General features: G+C 46.8%; 2 protein-coding genes (1 of these 2 running past the window's edge). Both read right to left on the minus strand.

Annotated elements, in window-relative coordinates:
• Positions 1 to 13,683: an SDR family NAD(P)-dependent oxidoreductase gene (locus ACMX2I_RS12610; protein ID WP_414957120.1), complete on the minus strand. Its 13,683-nt coding sequence runs from the start codon at positions 13,681 to 13,683 to the stop codon at positions 1 to 3.
• Positions 13,667 to 19,785, minus strand: partial view of an amino acid adenylation domain-containing protein gene (locus ACMX2I_RS12615; RefSeq protein WP_414957121.1) — the final stretch only. It continues 9,004 nt past the right edge of the window; 6,119 of the gene's 15,123 nt are visible here — the last part of the coding sequence; its start codon lies beyond the right edge, outside the window; its stop codon occupies positions 13,667 to 13,669. Before ACMX2I_RS12615 ends, ACMX2I_RS12610 begins: the two co-directional genes overlap by 17 nt.

Genomic DNA, 19,785 nt, shown 5'->3' on the forward strand with positions numbered 1-19,785 from the left:
TTATTTGAAAGTTTTCCAAAACATTTCTTTGGGAGCCCCTGTGTCTGAAAGCACTTTTTTCTGCGCGGTTTGAGCTGATGGTTCTGTTAAAACGGGCTGCCGGCTTAATTCCGGCAGAGGCAAAGGTTTTCTTCTGATTAAACGCTCTCCCGATTCTTTCCAGGCTTCCACAATCAAATGGGCATTCGTGCCGCCATCGGCAAAACAATTGATTGCCGCAGCCGGTGTTGTCTCCTTCCACTCGGCTTGCGATTTACAAAAATACAAATCGGTCTCTTCTATATCAAAATGCGCCATGCTTTCGTCACCTGAGAGGAAGGGAACCAATTGTCTATGGTTCAGCATTAACGCCACTTTAATCAGGCTCGCTATTCCTTCTGCACATAAAGGGTGGCCGATGTTAGGTTTCACTGATCCCAGCCCTAATGGCGCCTTTGAACCGGAACGGTAAATGGCTTGAATCGCCTTCAGTTCAAGTAAATCTGTCACCGCTGATCCCGAGCCATTCGCTTCGAGATAACTGATCTCTTCAGGCTTTTTGCCGCTTTTTCCAAGCGCTGTCTGCATGACATCCTTTTGTGCCTCGAGATTCGGTGAAGATGGGCCTGCCGTTCTTCCGTCATTGTTAATAGCAGCGGCTTTAATGACTGCATATATGGAATCTCCGTCTTCGAGTGCTTGGCTGACGGTTTTGACGAGAACCATACCCACGCCTTCTCCTAAAATGACACCGTCTGCCCGCTTATCAAAAATATGGAATGACGGTTTGTCAGATAAAAGTCCGCGCTCCTGAAACATATGATGCGCATCAGCATCAAGCAAACTGACGCCGCCTACAACCGCTGCCTCAATATCTCCGCTCCGCAGAGCTTGAATGGCCATATTCAGTCCGACCAGTGCAGAGGAACAAGCAGTATCCAGCACAATACTCGGTCCCCTTAAATCAAAAAATTGTGAGATGTTAGCTGCTAAATAGTTTTGTCCGCCAGCCACAATCGGATTTCTTGCTTTTGAAAGGCTGGACGGATCAGGCTTGTGCTGGCTGCGGCCTCCAATATAAACACCAGCCTTCATGCCTTTCACTTCTTTTTCCGTATAGCCGGCGTGATACCACAGCTTCAGGCTTTCCTCCAATACGGCCAAAGCTTGAGGATCCATCGCTCTGACATCGTTCTCGGACATCATGAAGAAATCATGATCGAATTGGTTCATATTATCAATGAGGCCCGCGTAATTCGAGCTGGAGTGCCCGAATCGTTCAGGCGGTACAGGTTTAATCGCAGCCCGTCCATCCCGAATTAAATCCCAGTATGCCTCAAGTGTTTCCGCTTCAGGGAATCTGCAAGTAAGTCCGATGATGGCGATATCTTCTGCAAGACCCGCCGTTTTCTCATGACTGGTCTGTTGCGGCTGCTGTTCTGGCATGGGTGCCTGTTTCATTGACGATCGCGCCTTTACAGGTGTCTGTTTCTCAGAAACGTTTCGGTTTAAAACAGCTGATACGTCATGTTTTGATATGAGCCAGTTTGCAAAGGATTCGATTGTCGGGTATTCAAACAAAATCGATGGATCAATATCTCCATTTAATGTTTGATTCATCTGCTGTACTAGTTGAGCCAATATAATCGAGTCGATTCCGTATTCTTGGAAAGGCTCATCCGTTTCAAAGTCTTCAGCTGCTATCTTCAGTTCATCTGAAAAAAGAGTTACGAGCCATTCGACTGTTTCACCGAACAGGTTGTGAGTGCTGTCTTGCTCTTTCGTCTCAGGAAGTGAGAGAGCTTCAACAGGCATTGACGGCTGTATAAGTTTGTCCGGCTGCCATACGTTTGTATCCGGGATCGCCGGCAGTACGACAGCATGCCGTGTATCTGATAGAATCTGATCCAGCAGCTGTAATCCCTCACCGTTTGTCAAGCTCACCAATCCAGTCTGTTCTAAAGCTTTGCTTCGAACCTCACCTAAACCGGTCTCCTTCCAGTTAGGCCACTGAATGCTGAAAATTGGACATTTATCTTTATGGGCCTCTGCAAAATAATCCATAAAAGCATTCGCCATCGCGTAATCTGCTTGTCCAGCTGCAAGAATAGGGATGGCCGCTGAAACAGATGAAAACAAGGCAAAAAACGCCAATGATTCGTCTTTCAGCAGATCAAACAACGTTTGCAGGCCTTCGACTTTCGGTTCAAGCACCTGTTCGATTTCTTCTAGTGATTTTCTGATAAATGCCGGATTATGATTGTTCACCTTCCCGGCACAATGGATAACGCCGCCAATCGGTCCCATTGTTTCGTGTATGGTCTTCAGGCTCTGTTCAACGGCAAACGAATCGGTCAGGTCCAGAGACAGCACTTGAACTTCCGCACCCATGGCTTCTAGCTCTTGAATGGCGTTTATTTTCTCCGCGAGCGAGACATTTTTTACTGAATTCCACTGGTCACGCGGAGGCAGCTCTTCTCGGCCGATGAGGACCAGGCGCTTAACGCCGTATGTTTTCACAAAATGCCGGGCACACAACGAACCGAGACCTCTTGTCCCGCCTGTAATAAGCAGGACTTTGTCTGCTGAAAACGATACTTGTTTATGATAAAGACCTGCTGTATCTGCTGATTGCTCTGCCAAATATGCGCGGTACCGCTGGCCGTTTCGATAACAGACTTCAGATTCTGTGCTATTAGCATAAAACTCGTCTGCAACCAGTCTGGCCAGCTCCCCATGGGAAGTTGTAGACTCCATATCTGCATGTCTTGATGTAAGATGGCTGTACTCGCTTTGAAGCATGCGGTATAAACCGGCTCGTGAAGCACCGGATAAACGAACAGCTTTATTTTCGAAAGACTCCAGCCCCTTCGTTACACCCAAGATCGTCAAATGATGCTTGCTTGTGCGTCCTTGTTCGATTAGCTTTTGAAGCCAGTTTATCCAGCTTATAGATTGCTCATGGCTCGTTCCGCAACCGATCAGATCGACTGCTCCAGAGATATGTTCAAAGTCAGCAGAAGATACATGATCGAGCTCTTGACTGTCAAATATACGGTAATTCGAGAAATACTTCGAAAGCTCTTCCGCTAATGCCATTGTCTCCTCGTTTGCTAATATGGCAACGGTTTGATTCGTACGTTCTGCCGGTTCAATCTGACAGTGCTGCCACTGCTTGTGCAGAAAGCAATGCTTAGTATTTGGCTCGGAGTAAGGCACTGCCAAACCGCTGTTTTCAGGCTTGTCTTCTTCATTTGGCAGCCAGTAATACTCTTCTGCAAACGGATAAGCAGGCAGACTGATTCGGCGAGGCTTGTGATCTCCATAAAACCCATTCCAATCGACCTGTAATCCTTTCACCCATAATTCCGCTACTTTATCAAGCCTTTTCTTCTCTATCCATGTTTGCAGCAATGCTTTGGCATCGTGATCTGTTTCAAACAGCTTGATTTCGCTTTTCTTCGTTTTCACGTGAGCGGAAAATATGCTGCTGTTTGGCACATCCGCTACATAATCACCTAAAGCTTTGATAACCGCTTCTTTGGAATCCGCCAAAAACGCCAGCCGATAATCCATCGCTTCCCGGCCCGTCTGAAGTGTATATGCCATATCCTCCAGATTGATTTCTTCATTTGAATTCGCGAAATCTTTCATTTCTTTTGCATAGGCCTTCAATTGCTGCTCTTTTTTCGCTGAGAGTACAAAGAGTGTTGAATGATGCTGCTTTATTAATCGATCATCCCTCTTTTCAGGCTGATATTCTTCTATCACAATGTGGGCATTCGTCCCGCTATATCCGAAAGAGCTGACACAGGCTCTTCTCGGTTTTCCATCGGCCGATTCCCAAGGCTTCAGCTCTGTATTTACATATAAAGGCGAATGTTCAAATTGAAAATGCTCATTCGGTGTCGTGAAGTTCAATGTCGGCACCAGCGTTTTCTGGTTCATACACAACAACACCTTTTGAACACCGGCTACTCCTGCCGCCGCAGATGTATGTCCAATATTGCTTTTGACGGAACCGATTGCGCAAAACTGCTTTTTGTCTGTTTTTTCTTTAAATACGGTGGACAGAGCCTCTAATTCAATTGGATCACCTTGTTTTGTTCCGGTGCCGTGCATTTCTACATAACTGATACTCTCAGGATGTATGCCGTATGTTTCATATATGTCTCTTTCCAGATCCATTTGGCTTTTCGCACTCGGTGCCGTGATTCCGTTTGTTTTCCCGTCTTGATTAATACCTGAGCCAATGATGATGCCATAAATATGGTCACGGTCCGCTTCTGCATCTTTCAGCCTTTTTAGTACCAGCGCACCCGCACCCTCGCCGGGCACGAAACCATTCGCACCATTATCAAATGCTTTACATTGCCCATCAGGTGAAAGCATGCCGGCCTCACACATACTGATGTAAGATTCCGGCGTCAGGTATAAGCTGACACCGCCAACCAGCGCCATATCAATTTCTTTGTTTATGAGTGCCTGTCGCGCTAAATGTGTGCCGACCAATGAAGATGAACATGCGGTGTCAATAGGAATAGCAGGCCCTTTTAAATTAAGAAAATACGGAATACGCGCCGCGGCGATCGCAAAGCTGTTACCGGTGGCATTTGCCCTTGCCTGCTGATTCAGCATGACCCCATATTCATTGCTCATAATGCCGAGATAAACGCCGCATTTTTTCTCATTTAATGTTCGGGCGCTATATCCAGCGTCCTCAAAGGCTTTATAGCCTTCCTGCAAAAATATTCGATGCTGCGGGTCCATCAGTTCAGCTTCTGATGGCGGAATATTAAAAAACAACGGATCAAAATGTTCAATATCATCAAGCATCCCCATTGATTTACAATAGACTCTCCCTTTTTTGTTCAGGGCAGGATCATAGAATTTGTCAATATCCCACCGTGATGTTGGAATATCCCGAATCGCATTTCTCGCATGAACCAGGTTATCCCAATACTCTCTTACATTCCTGGCGCCCGGGTACCTTCCCGACATCCCGACAATCGCTATTGCATCCTCCCGGTGATCTTGATGAATAGGAGCCGGTTTCTTCTCAGGTTCTTTCTTTATTGGGTATTGAACGGACTGAAGCGGACGCTCTGCCGGCTGTTTAACAGCTTCAGAGACCTTATGTTGATCTTTCATTTCTTGTTTTCTATTAAGATGCGTTCCAAGCTCAGACTTTAGCATCTCGGCAAAACCACGTATCGTTGGATAATCATACACTTTAGTGACTGAAAAAGAGGTGCCATATTGCTTATTCACCGCTTTTATCCATTCGAGCCCGGTAATCGAGTCCATTCCGATATCAATGAATGCTTCATCAATATCCACCTCGTGCGGCTCCATAAATAACACGTCTGCGATGCTTTCTCTAAATTCTTCATGCAACGTTTCAATTGCCCCGTTATATTGGCTTGATGCGGATATTTCAGCTGCTGCATATCGAATGGTTGCTGCAGGTTCCTCCTGCAACGGCTGATGGTGCTCTAACCGCTGCAGGGTGATATTATCCGGTTTAGCAGCAGGTGCTGCTGTTTTCTGTTTCATCGGCACATACGTCTCCGGTTGCTTCGGAGCATCGCTTTCTGCTGTTTTCTTTCCAGCTCGTGTGCTTAACTCATGTGTTAAGTAAACAGCGAAATCACGTGTTGTCGGATAATCATAAACCTTGGTGACATTTAGTAATGTGCCATACTGTTTATTTATGGCTTTTATCCATTCGAGCCCGGTAATCGAATCCATTCCGATATCAATGAATGCTTCGTCTGGATCAACCTCGCTTTGATCCATGTACAGCACTTCCGCTAAGCTCGCCGTCAGTTCATTGCACAATTCTTCCGCCGAGATCATCTCTGTTTCTATATCTAATGGAAGCGGAGATGCTGCTCGCTGCAAACGATCCTGATTGGCTGTTAAAGGCTGTAACGTGATATTGGCAGGCTTGCCGCTGGCTTCCCTGTCTATAGACGGCTTTTGAATGACGGACTGTACTGGAACGGGTGGTTCCACCGTTCTTTTTTCCTCAGCCTTTGTTGCATTAACTTCTACCCAATAGCGATCTCTTGCAAAAGGATAGGCGGGTAAACTGATGCGCCGAGGTTTTTGATCCTGGTAGAGCGTGTTCCAGTCGATACGTAAGCCTCTTACCCAAAGGTCTAACACCTTCGTGTACTTTCCTTTTTTCATCCATGCCTCAATTGTTTTTGACATATCTTCATCAGCGGCAAAAGCGGCAATGGTTTCTTTGTTGCGTTTCACTTGTCCTCGAAAGATATATTCACGATCTTCTGTACCGGAAATACATTCAGTCAGCTTTTCTTCAAACTCCTGCATCGTTTCAGCAACGAACGCCAGACGCTCATTCATCGCTTCACGACCGACTTGCAGCGTATAGGCGATTCGGTGCAAATCTGCTTCAGCATATCTTTGTTCACGAATGGCATGCAGCAATCGCTCCGCCCGTTTCTGAAGTTTTTCCTCATTTTTTGCTGAGAGCACAATGACAGCCGGCTGTTTCCCCGCTGGCGAACGTTCCTGCTCAGACTTCGGAACATACTCTTCTATTAAAATATGGGCGTTTACTCCCCCGGCGCCAAATGAAGAGATGCCTGCGATTCTCGGATATTCAATGTCTTTTCCATTGACAGAAACGATCGGCCTCTTCCATTCTTCTAGCTCTTGCTGTACTTTAAACGGTGAGTTAAGGAAATCAATATTCGGATTCAGCACGTTTGAATGCAGGGAAGGTGCAAGCTGCCTGTATTTCATTTGGAGCAATACCTTCGTTAACCCTGCGATACCTGCCGCACTCTCACAGTGCCCGATATTTGATTTGGCCGAGCCTATTGCACAAAATTGTTTGTCATCCGTTTGTTGCGTAAACACTTTGGACAGCCCAGTCATTTCAATCGGATCTCCGAGTGAGGTTCCCGTGCCGTGCGCTTCTATATAACTGACTGCCCGCGGGTCAACCTCCGCTTCCACAAACGCCTTTTTGATCACATCAGCTTGGGCATTCGGGTTTGGAACTGAGTAACCGTTGGTTTTTCCTCCGTGGTTAATAGCTGTCCCCTTAATGATTCCATAAATGTGATCGCCATCTTCAAGAGCTTTAGACAATGGCTTAAGAAGCACTGCTCCAACGCCTTCTCCCGGCACATAGCCGTCTCCGCCCTGTCCGAAGCTTTCACATCGGCCTTTGCTGGACATAAATTTGTTCTGCCCAAGCATCAAATATTTATTTGGGTGGATTGAAACATTCACGCCGCCCGCGAATGCCGCCTCACACTCTCCGCGCTGCAAGCTTTGACAGGCCAAATGAATAGCAGTTAAAGAAGAAGAACACATGGTATCCAAAGCGATACTTGGCCCATGAAAATCAAAATAATAAGATACCCGGTTTGCGATGGATGATGGATTTCCTGTTAAAGCCAGAGACCTGCCCCGCACCTGCTCTTGCGCTCCATACAGCTGGTATTCTTCGTACATGACACCTACGTAAACACCGACGCTTCCGCCAAGCTCCGAATCACGCTTACGGCCGAGATGCTCCCTTGTATATCCTGCGTCTTCCATCGTTTCATACACACACTGCAAAAATAAACGCTCTTGAGGGTCCATTAATTTTGCCTCACGCGGCGAAATATGGAAAAACTGTGGGTCAAACTTGTCTACATCCTTCATGAAGCCGCCCCACTTGCTGTAGGTTTTTCCAGGCTTATCCTTATCTTCGTCATAATAGAGACTATGATCCCAGCGGTCTTCAGGAATTTCCGTAATACAGTCTCGCCCGTCCCTCAGGTTTTCCCACAATTCATTGATGTTGTCTGCCTGAGGATAGCGCCCAGAGATACCAATGATTGCAATTTCCTCTGTTTCCTTTTCTTTTGACTGCTTCTGCCCTTTTTCTTGCAAAGGAAAGAATCCGGACTTTCTTGGGGCAACTGAAATTTCTCTCTTTTCAGGCTCTGAAACTGTTTTTCTATTTTCCGCAGCGGAAGGTTTGTCTGTTTCAATTTCCAAGATGTCCAGAAGCTTTTCTTGGTGGGAATCAATAAAATACCGGGTTAATGACAGAATATCCTGATATTCAAAGAACAATGTCTTGGACAAAGATCCAAATACTTTTTCTAATTGACCGGTTACATGCATGATCATTATAGAATCGATCCCATAATCCTCGAGAGGAGCTTCAGCATCAATTTGGCCGGCCGGCAGCTTGATAACCGAAGAAAGCACTTGTTTCATATAGTTCTCTGCTTTTTCTCTCAATGTCTCTTCATCGGCTCCAAAGACAATGTCTGCTCTTCCCGTATCCTGACTGCCATTTCTTTTTTTCGTATTTTGGGATTCACCTTGACCATGTCCCGTTTCATACAAAAATGCACGAATCCGATTAGCAACACCGGAAGCCACTAATACTTGCGGCTTTTCTGACGCCCAGCCATGGTATAATGCCTGAATCCCATGACCTGTTTCCATGGCCACCATGCCTGTTTCTTTTGTCAGCATCCTTGCAGTTTCAGCATCAATACGCATGCCCCCGTCTTTCCACAGCGGCCAGCACACCGAAAACGTTTTTCCGTAACGTTTGCGGAGCGCTGCTTGGCCATTTCGATATTCGCTGAATGCATTCATAAATGCATTCGCCATTGCATAATCAGCCTGTCCCGCACTTCCCACTGCTCCCGCACCTGAGGAAAAAAGGATAAAGAAGTCGAGCGGAATATCTTTCGTTGCTTCGTCAAGATGAATCAGACCAGTTACCTTTGGAGCGAGCACGGTTTGAATTTCTTCTTTCTTTTTCTTAATAATGAAATTATCTTTTATCATACCGGCGCTATGGATGATGCCGTCCAAGCCGCCGTAAGCTTTTTGAATCTCTTCTATTAAGGCATCAACAGCTCGTTTCTCTGTCAGATCCGCTTGTCTGTAAACCGCTTGAATACCCACTTTCTGTAAGACTTGAAGCTGCGACTGCTTCCTTTCATTGAGCGGAGAGCGTCCTGTCAGGATCACAACAGCATCATTCGTTTGGTTTGCGATTTCATTTGCAAAGATGAAGCCAAGGCCGCCTGCACCGCCTGTAATCAGATAAACACCTTTATCTTTCCATGGCATGTCACTTAAGTGCTCGCCAGCAGCCTCTTTCCATTTGCTTACAAACCGTTTCCCTCGCCAATAGCGAATATGCGTGTCACGCGGACAGCGTCTGTTTTCCTCCAATATTTCGAGTAGGTCACTACTAGACATCTCGGTATCTAATTCAATCAGCTGTCCAGTCAGTCTGGGGTTTTCCAGTTCAGCCGTTTTGAGCAGTCCGGTTAAGCCGCTTAATAGCTGCGGCTCGTTCAACACAGGCACCGCCACTTGAATGAATGTATGTCCCCCGGTTTTCGAGTGCAGCAGCTGCTTGATTTCTTCAAATAACTGTACGGCATACACTTCAAACCGTTCATCAATTGCCTCTGTATAATGCTGCAATACTGTACAGTCAAGATCATTTCGGATGCTTTCCAGTTGTTCTCCAAAATCACAGATAACGACTTTATGTGTCTCGGATACTATTAATCCCTGCTCCTCGGCAGGAGCATTTTCTTCCCAAACGTGTTCAAACAGCAGCGTGTCAATTGTCTCAGAAGGATCTTCTGCATCTGCTTCTAACACTCTTGCAGAATAGCCCTTCATTCGCACGCAAACCTGCCCCTCTTCATTGCACAAATCGATATCAAGCTTCTGCATGCGATCCCCAGCTGCACTGCCCTCGCTGTATGTGATCCGCGCCCACATAGATATCTCGCAGCCTTTGAAGATTTGGACATCCTGTATGGCAAAAGGCAGCATTGCCTTTCTGCCTGCTAAACTCGTAATGTGTCCCAGCCTCAAACCGATAGATGCTTGAAATGCCGAATCTATCATGCTCGGATGCAGGACATAATGGTCTTGCGTACCGGAGATCACAAGCGGCATCGTCAATTTCGCAAGAACTCCGTTTTTGCCGGCATATATGCTATCAATCGCTCTGTGGCTGTCACCATAATGAATGCCCATTTCTGCATAAGCCTCGTAGCAATCAGAAGGTGACAGAATCTGCTCATTATCGTTTGCCTTCAGTTCTTCAATGTTTATTACAGGAGGTTCATCAACCTCACAAAGCACTGCATTCCCTTGTCCGTATACAACCGGCGCCTTCTCTGCGCTTTCAGGCTCCTGGCAGATTTCGAATGCAACCTCACCATTTTTCTCAGGATATAAACGTATGTGTATGTCCTTCTGCTGTTCTGTGAAGGCAAACGGCCGAACCCAGACAATATTCCGAAGCCGGAATCCTGTCGGGAACTGATCTCCAGCTGCCTTTTCGACAGCCGCCCGAACCATTTCCAATAAAGCTGCACCGGGTAAAACCCGCTCGCCCTTAATGACATGATCCTTAAAGAAAAATTCACGTCCTGTGAACGTTGAACGGAAGCGTACTCCCGACATGTCAGACACATTTTGATGCAGAAGAGGATGAAGGACATGCCCTTCCCCTTTTGATAGACGAGTCACTGTCTCTGCTTTAGGCACCCAAAAACTCACCTTCTCAAATGGGTATGTCGGCAAGCTGATCCGCTTTGGTTTCTTTCCTTCGTAAAGAAGGGTCCAGTCAATCGCAGCTCCGTTTGCCCACTGCTCCGCAATCAGATCGAGATTTCTTAGTTCCAGCGATTTATGTACCGTTTCGGCGGAAAGCGATAAATCACTTCCTCTTGACATTCGCCCCATCCAGCAATGCTGAATCGTTTCGCGCCCTTCTGCAAAAGCCTTCAATTGTCCGGTCAATTCTTGAATGTCGGCTGCTGCAAAAGCAACCCGCTCTTCCATCGGTTCACGTCCCACCTGCAATGTATAAGCCAAATCTCTAATCTGAATCCCATCATGAAGAAAATCTAAGAGACGTTTTGCATATACACGAAGACGTTCTTGATTACGGGCAGAAAGCGGGATAACAGCGGGCATGCCAGAAGCTGACGGCAATGAAACGCCATGCTCCGCTGTTTGAGGAATATATTCCTCAAGGATAATATGTGCGTTTGAACCGGTCGCCCCAAAGGAACTGATACCCGCCCGGCGCGGATAAGGGGTGTTTTTCTCATTTTCCCTAATAACAGGTAGCTTCCACTTTGCTGTTTCATGCTGTACATAAAATGGAGACTTTTCAAAATCCACGTACGGATTTAGTTCTTCTGAATGCAAAGAAGGCACGAGAGTCTGATGGTGAAGCTGAAGGGCAACCTTGCTTAAACCGCTGATCCCTGCGGCGGATTCAGCATGCCCGATGTTTGACTTAACAGAACCGATCGAACAGAACTGCCGATCCTCTGTATATTGGCGGAATGCTTTCACCAACCCCTGAACTTCGATCGGATCTCCTAAAGACGTACCGGTTCCATGCGCTTCCACATAACTAATCGTCCTCGGATCAATTCCCGTTTTCTCCAAGCATGCCTCAATAAGGTCAGCTTGAGAAACGGGACTCGGCACTGAAATGCCGCTTACAGTGCCCACATGATTCACTGCACTTCCTTTAATGACGGCATAAATGCGATCTCCGTCTTCCTCCGCCTGGTGCAAAGGCTTTAATAAAACTGCACCGATTCCTTCAGCCGGTACATAACCGTCTCCATCTTTGCCAAATGTACGGCAGTGCCCGTCAGTGGAAAACATATCCCAGACCCCGTATGTCATATATTTATTAGGATGCAGGGACAGGTTTACTCCGCCTGCTAACGCGACATCGCATTCACCGTGACGAATGCTTTCCAGCGCCAGATGTACAGCGGTCAGAGATGAGGAGCATACCGTATCAACCGCCATACTCGGACCGTGGAAATTACAAAAGTAAGACACTCTGTTGGCAATTTGCGCATAGTTAAGCGAGAGAGGAAACACATTTTCCGCTGATGCTTCTTCAGCGCCGACTAATGTATAATCCTTGTGCATGACGCCCGCAAAAACACCTACATGCTGCCTTTTGTTTCGTCCTCTAGGTTTGGCCAAAGTCTTGGGCGTGTAGCCTGCATCCTCAATCGTTTCCCAGCAGGTTTCTAAAAACAGCCGCTCCTGAGGGTCCATTGTCTCTGCCTCTCTCGGCGTGATTCTGAAAAATTGAGGATCGAAGCAGTCTGGGTCGTCAATAAATCCGCCCCATTTGGAAATGTCCTTACCTGAAGGAGATGTGATTCCTTCAAATCGCCGCCAATCCCAGCGCGACTCAGGAATTTCGCTAATGCAATCCTTACCCTCTTTCAGATTGTTCCAAAATTCATGAATATTGTTCGCCTTCGGATACCTGCCCGCCATGCCGATAATCGCAATGTCGTCCGATTGCTCAAAAGATGCAACACGAGAAGAGTCTGTCCGTCCGCTTGTCCTCCGTCCTTCGGCAGTTGTATCGCCGATTATGCTATTGGAGACGTGTTCTCTTTCAATTTGATCAAGGGAACCAGCGGCACTAAAATGCTCACCATAATCCTCGGTAAGAAACGCTGACAACTCCGCAATGGTCGTATGCTCAAACAGAAGAGTCGGCGAAAGGTTCTCACCGATCTTGTCACTGATCGTTTCTACCACTTCAAGCAAGCCTGATGAATTCAATCCCATTTGGTAATAGCCGACATGCTTTTCAATTTGTTCGATCGGTTTATTTATTTTGTCTGCGATTAATTGGCTTACAAACTGTTCAGCCCCGCCATAGGAATCCATACTGCCGGATGAAGATACCGTATCTGCAGCTTGAGTATGCTCGGCTGCGTCCTTTCCTGTCTCTTGTTTCTCCTGTACATCCTGATGCTTTCCGCTAATCAGCTCTGCTCCACGCACTAGTTTGCTTGTGAAGTTTTTCAGTTCAGCTACTTTTTCACCGGAAGCATTGAAAAATTCAAGTGTTACATAAATCAGCTCTTTTTCCTGACGGACAGAGGAACGCTTAATTCTGGTCATGCAATGTGTCTGCAAAAGTGCTGAAGCGGAAAAGGATTCATAGAACAGAGGCAAATACAGCCTCTGTTCCCCTTTAAGCAAAGATGTGAGCAGATTGTTGGCACCCACCCCGCTCCCGTCTATGAGAGTCGGATGAAACATAAAGCTTTCTGCATGCTGCATGGCTTCCGAGCCGAGAGAAAGATCGAGAAGGACGCCGTCTTCCTCTTCATGGATGCAGCCTTTCGCTTTCATATATTCAGTGTGCACCAATTCCTGACGTCTGCATTGTTCATATACATCATTAAGCTGAACAACGTTCTGCGCAGCTGCTTGGATCTGGTTGAAATCCAGAGTTTCTTCAAAAACAGCAGGAGAGTGGGTATGCATATCAGCCTTCATATAGAGCTTTTCTTCTGAAGCTTCATTCCCTTCGCTTTTTTCAATGCCTTTGGCTGTGATTTGCCACTTTCCTTCTTTTGTCTCCGCACATTGGATATCGAGAGCGATTACCGCACCCTGTCCCACCGTCAGCGGCTGATAGATGGATAAATTCCGCAGCTGAAGCTCTGAGCAGGTGTAGCCGTGTTCTCTGAATATCTGGTAGATCATATCGATATAGGCCAATCCCGGAAGGACATGTTGTCCGTAAACCACATGGTGATATATAAACGGATTTTTTAACGATAATGTGAGTTGTTTCGTTATTTTTTTCACGTTAGACCTCCACCTCATAAGTATCCCATATGTTTGCCGTATCCATTTTTAAGGTCTCCGCTTCCGGCTTTGACTCGCCATGCGAAAACGCGCGTTTCTTTAATTGGGGAGGCGATATCGGACTGCGCTTGATGGCGCGTTTTTCATCTCTTTCCCACGCCTCTACGATGACATGAGCATTCGTCCCCCCATCGGCAAAGCAGTTAATGGCTGCAGCAGGCCGCAAATCTGTCCAGTTTTCCAACGTTCGGGTGAACGTGATATTCGCTTTCTGTTGATCGAAATGCGCCATCTCTTTTTCACCTGATAAAAATGGGACGAAGCGTCGCTCTTTCAGCATCAGTACAACCTTAATAAAGCTGGCGATCCCTTCTGCACATAGCGGATGCCCGATGTTCGGCTTTATTGAGCCAAGAGAAAGAGGCAATGAGTGACCGGAACGGTACACCGATTGGATCGCTTTCAGTTCAAGCAGATCGGTTACCATTGAACCTGACCCGTTTGCTTCAAGATAGCTGATGTCCTCTGGTTTTTTCCCGCTTTTGGCAAGCGCGTCTTTCATGACTTCCTTTTGCGCCTCCAGATTAGGTGTTGCCGGCCCTGCCGTTCTTCCATCATTATTGACCGAGGCCGCTTTCACGACAGCATATATGGTATCTCCGTCTTCCAGCGCCTGTTTTACTGTTTTTAACATGACCATTCCGACGCCTTCACCTAACACAACTCCGTCAGCACGCTCATCAAACACATGGAAGGATGATTGCTTGCTTAAAATGCCGCGCCGGTCAAACAGCCTGTGAGAGGCATCTGAGCTTAACAAACTGACACCGCCGACTAAAGCAGATTGAATATCACCGCTGCGCAGAGCTTGAATGGACATATTCATGCCGACCAAAGCTGATGAACAGGCTGTATCTACTACAACGCTCGGGCCGCGGACATCGAAAAATTGTGAAATATTAGCCGCTAAATAATTTTGGCCGACTGTCACGATCGGATTCTTCGCATGGTGAAGACTCTCTTCATCAGGTTTGTGCTGGCTTCTTCCTCCAATATAAACGCCGACTGGCTTCCCCTTTATTTCCTCTGGAGTATATCCGGCGTGATACAAGAGCTTCAGACACTCTTCCAATACGAGTAATGCTTGCGGGTCCATCGCCCTTACGTCTTCTTCATGAAGCAGAAAGAAATCAGGGTCAAAATGGCTGACGCCATCAATCACGCCAGCATAATATGGCGTTTTACAGCCCCAGCGTTCTGCCGGAACCGGACCGATTGACGAACGTCCCTCAGATAATAATGACCAATAGGTTTCCAGCGTATCTGCAGACGGCAAGCGACAAGACAGCCCGACAACGGCAATATCTTCAGCGTGAGAGTCCGGTGAAAGAGTCGCCGGCGCCTGTATCTGGGCGGCAGGAGCACGCTCCTTCGCAGTGGCAGATACGCCTGCCTCCGTTTTGTTCTCCAAAGGTGCTGATGTATCCGATATCCCGCCTCCGAATAGAGCGGACAGCATTTCGGAATAAGAGCCAATCAGCCAATCTGCGAACCTTTGAATTGTCGGGTATTCATATAGAATAGATGGATCGAGCGCTGCTTCTAGTTTGCGGTTTATACGCTGAAGCACCTGTGCCAAAATGATTGAGTCCACCCCATAATCTTGAAATAAGACATCAATCTCGAAATCTTCACGTTCAATTCTCAGCTCTTCGGTAAACAAATCAACCAGCCAGGACTGTGTTTCAGATAATAGTCCATCATTTTTGAAAATTTCAGCGGTCCCATCGATGTCTTTGACCAGCGGGCTCTGTAAAGTCAATTCGCGTAAACCGTCCTCATGCTGTTTTCTCCGCTTCATCAGCAGCTCCGGCTCCCAATTGATTTGATTCGCCACCGCAGGGAGAACAACTGGTTCGAGCGTTTTAGATAAGATTTGATCCAAAAAACGCAATCCTTCTGAATTCGTAATGCTCAACAAACCGCTTTCTCGATATGTATGATTTGTTACTTCACCCATACCGGTTTCTCTCCAATTCGGCCACTGAACACTGATGATCGGCGTATTTTTCTGATGTGCTTCTGCAAAATAATCCATATAGCTATTTGCCATAGCATAGTCTGCTTGTCCCGCCGAAAGCTGCGGAATAATGGCTGAAACAGAAGAAAATAGTACAAAAAACTGTAATGGCTCGTTACACACGTGGCGATATAGTGTTGTCAGCCCAGCCACTTTAGGCTCCAGCACCCGCTGAATATCATCGGCCGTTTTACGGATGAAGGCCAAAGTATCCATATCTGTCAGACCTGCGCAATGAATAACACCGCCAATCGGTCCTAAGGTTTTCCTGATATGTTGCAGCGTTTGCTCAACAAGAGCCTCATCAGATAAAGGAAGCGACAGCATTTGCACTTGCACACCCTGTGCTTCCAGTTCCCGGACTGCATTGATTTTTTGTGCCGCGGATGTGTTTGCTGTCTCCAAACGAGCCCACTCCTCTCGCGGAGGAAGCTGCTCTCGTCCAGTCAGCACCAGCTTTTTCACGCCATAGCGCTTCACAAAATGCCGTGCGCATAATAGCCCGATGCCTCGCGTCCCGCCTGTAATGAAAAGTACATGCTCTTTCGGGAAGGCCATGCTTTGATCGGCTCCCTTACCTGTTTCAGGATGCGCTTTTAGAAAGGCCTGGTACCGCAAACCGTCTCTGTAGCAAACCTCCGCATCATGGCAGTCCGTATAAAACTCATCTGCGATCTGCTTCGCGAGGCGATGATGGTCAATAACCCCCTCTGCATCCATATGTCTTGATGTAAGGTGGCTGTACTCGCTTTGAAGCATCCGATACAAACCAGCCCGCGAGGCGCCTGCCATCCGGACGGATGTGTTTTGGAACGATTCCAGTCCCTTCGTCACACAAAGCAGCCTGAGTCCCTCTTTATGCCCGAATTCAATAAGCCTTTGCATCCATTCAATCCAATCCAGCCGGTCTTCATCATGTTCACCGCAGCCGATGACATCCACTAGACCGTCAAACTCTTTCCAATCGATGTCTGACTGATAACAGTCAGTCCGGCTCACATCTAATAAAAGGTGATTCGGAAAATACTTAGACACTTCAGTTGCCAAATCTGCTGTCTCTTGATTGCTCAGGATGGCAACCGTTCGTGTCCCCGGCACTTTTGAACCATTCGGACTCAAACTCCATTCTTTTGTCAAAAAACATGCGGTGCGCTTTTCACTAGTATCAACAAGTTCTGAATGTTCCTTTGCCGGTAGCCAATAGTGATCCTTCGCAAATGGATATGAAGGAAGACTGATCAGGCGCGGTTTAGTTTCGCCATATAATGTATTCCACTGGATCACTACGCCTTTGACCCATAAATCCGCAAGTTTGGCGTATTTTCTTTTTCTGATCCAAGCATCAAGTGCCATTGCCATATCCTCATCTGCTGTAAAAATGGCCTGGGTTTCTTTATTGCGATTAGACTGCCCCCGGAAGAATTCACCAGTTTCTTCCTTACCATCAACAAACGCTTGCAGTTTTTCTTCAAGTTCCTGTATTGTCCCCGCAATACACGCCAGACGCTCATCCATTTCTTCTCGCCCGACTTGCAGGGTATAAGCGATGCTGTGCAAATCCTGATCTGTATATTTTTTCTTGCGAATCGCCTCCAGCAATTGCGAAGCACGATTCATTAGCCTATTTTTATTTTTAGCCGACAGCACAATCATGTTTGGCTGTTCTGATGCCATTTGTTTTGAATTGGCTTCTGGAATATATTCTTCAATCACAATATGTGCGTTTACTCCGCCAATCCCAAATGAACTGATTCCGGCACGGCGCGGAAGCTCGTTTCCGTCACGATCTGTGACAGCCTTCCATTCCTGTTTTTCCTGAACAATGTAAAACGGACTGTCAGCCAGCTGAAGATAAGGATTAAGCGTCTCGCAATGCAGGCTTTTCACTAACGTTTTATGCTTCATTTGCAGCAGCACTTTGATCAGGCCAGAAATACCTGCGGCAAGCTCTAAATGACCGATATTGCTTTTAACTGAGCCGATGCCGCAACGGTTCTCTGGAATGGCCGACTGGCTGCCGCCTCTCTTATTGGATAGTTCCTTAAACGCGGCTTTCAGCCCGTTTATTTCAATCGGATCCCCCAATTCAGTCCCCGTTCCATGGGCTTCGATATATGTGACCGTGCTTGGATCTATGCCTGCTTGGCGATACGCACGCACTAACAGATCAGTTTGCGCTTTCGGATTAGGTGATGTCAGGGTATTGGCTCTTCCGCCGTGATTTTCCGCCGTCCCCCGAATAACGCCGTAAATGTGATTCCCGTCGCGCTCCGCGTCTGCAAGCTTTTTCAGCATGATCATTCCGACACCTTCGCCTCTGACATAACCATTGGCATCGGCGGAGAAGGTTTTACATCTGCCGTCTTTGCTGAGCATGCCAGCCTTGCTGTAGCTAATGTGCGCCTCCTCGGTTAGGATCGTGTTCACGCCTCCTGCGATCGCCATCTCACAATCGCCGCTTTGCATCGCCGTCACAGCACGGTGAATGGCTACAAGAGAACTGGAACAAGCGGTTTCAATAGGTTCACTCGGACCATGGATATTCAGAAAATAACTCATTCTATTCGGGCCAACAGAAGGAATCATATGACCTGTAGCCGCATGGCCTTCAATTGGAAGATTCGCTCTATGGAATAGGTCTTTGTAACCTGTGTTTCCAGTACCGATAAAGATTCCCGTCCCTGTACCCGAAAGGCTTTGTGGCGAGCATCCTGCATCTTCCAGCGTCTTCCATACAAACGTCATCAAGAGACGCTGCTGAGGATCTACATAATTGGCTTCCCGCGGCGAAATACCAAAAAATAACGGATCAAACTCTGCTACACCATCAATAAACCCGCCCCATTTGATGTCGGTTTTATTGGCTTCAGTGTCAGGATTTCCATAATGCTCCCGCCAATCCCATCGATCTTTTGGAACCTCTGTGATGCTGTCTTTGCCTTCCTCAAGGTTTCTCCAAAATTCATCTATATCCATAGCGCCAGGGAATCGGCCGCTGATGCCGACAATTGCAATCGGCTCAAAATCGGCAGTCTGCTTGCTTGTTTCTTCTTTTGCAATAACGGGCTGTTTGAAGCGGTGCTTTCTGCGCGTTGTACTTTTCGGAACTTCAGAGGATATTGTCTGTAACTCTTCTTGCCCCTCTGATTCTGCGCTCTCCTGAACAAAAGTCTCCTCAAATTCATCTATCAAATATTCAGCTAGGCTTTGGATGCTTCCATATTCAAAGAAAACGGTCGGCGTTAGTTCCAAGTGATAGGTTTCGTTGATCTTGTTTGTAAAGACCGTAAATGTAACCGAATCAAATCCGTATTCGCTCAGCTCTGTATTGACATCAATATCTTCACTATCTACTTTTAAGATCGCACTGACCATGTTGCCTAATGATGCTCTCAGGCTATTTAAACGGTGCAATGAGCTTGACGTTTCATCTGTGTCATTAACAGCAGCATCTTGATCCAATTCTCCCGGATACGATGTCATTACATATTCAGTCAGACTTTGGATGCTTCCATATTCAAAGAAAATGGTCGGCGTTAGTTCCAATTGGTATGCTTCGTTGATCTGATTTGTAAAGACCGTAAATGTAACCGAATCGAATCCGTACTCACTCAGCTCTGTATTGACATCGATATCGTCGTTGTTTACTTTTAAAATCGCTCCAACCATTTGAATCAAAGACGCTTCTAATTTTTGAATTTGACCGTGAGCCTGATCTGCGTTTTTCTGCCCCTTCCGTTTGGCTGTCGTTCCTGTAGAAAGCAGTTTTTGCTTCATTTTCTGAAGCTGTCCTTCCATCACAAAAACTTGCGGCTTATCAGATGCTATTCCTTGATAAAAGGCTTTCAAGGCGCTATCTGTTGGCATCGGGACCATTCCCATGGTTTTCAGCATTCTCTGTTCAACTTCAGCGCCGACTTGCATACCGCCTTCTTCCCATAACGGCCAGTTAAAGGAAATGGTTGAGCCGAATCGCTCCTTTGATACCGCAAGGGAACGCCGGTATGCAGCAAATGCATCCATAAACGTATTGGCTGCCG

It is taken from the genome of Bacillus sp. SW14, from assembly GCF_047608225.1.
Lineage (GTDB): Bacteria > Bacillota > Bacilli > Bacillales > Bacillaceae > Bacillus > Bacillus subtilis_G.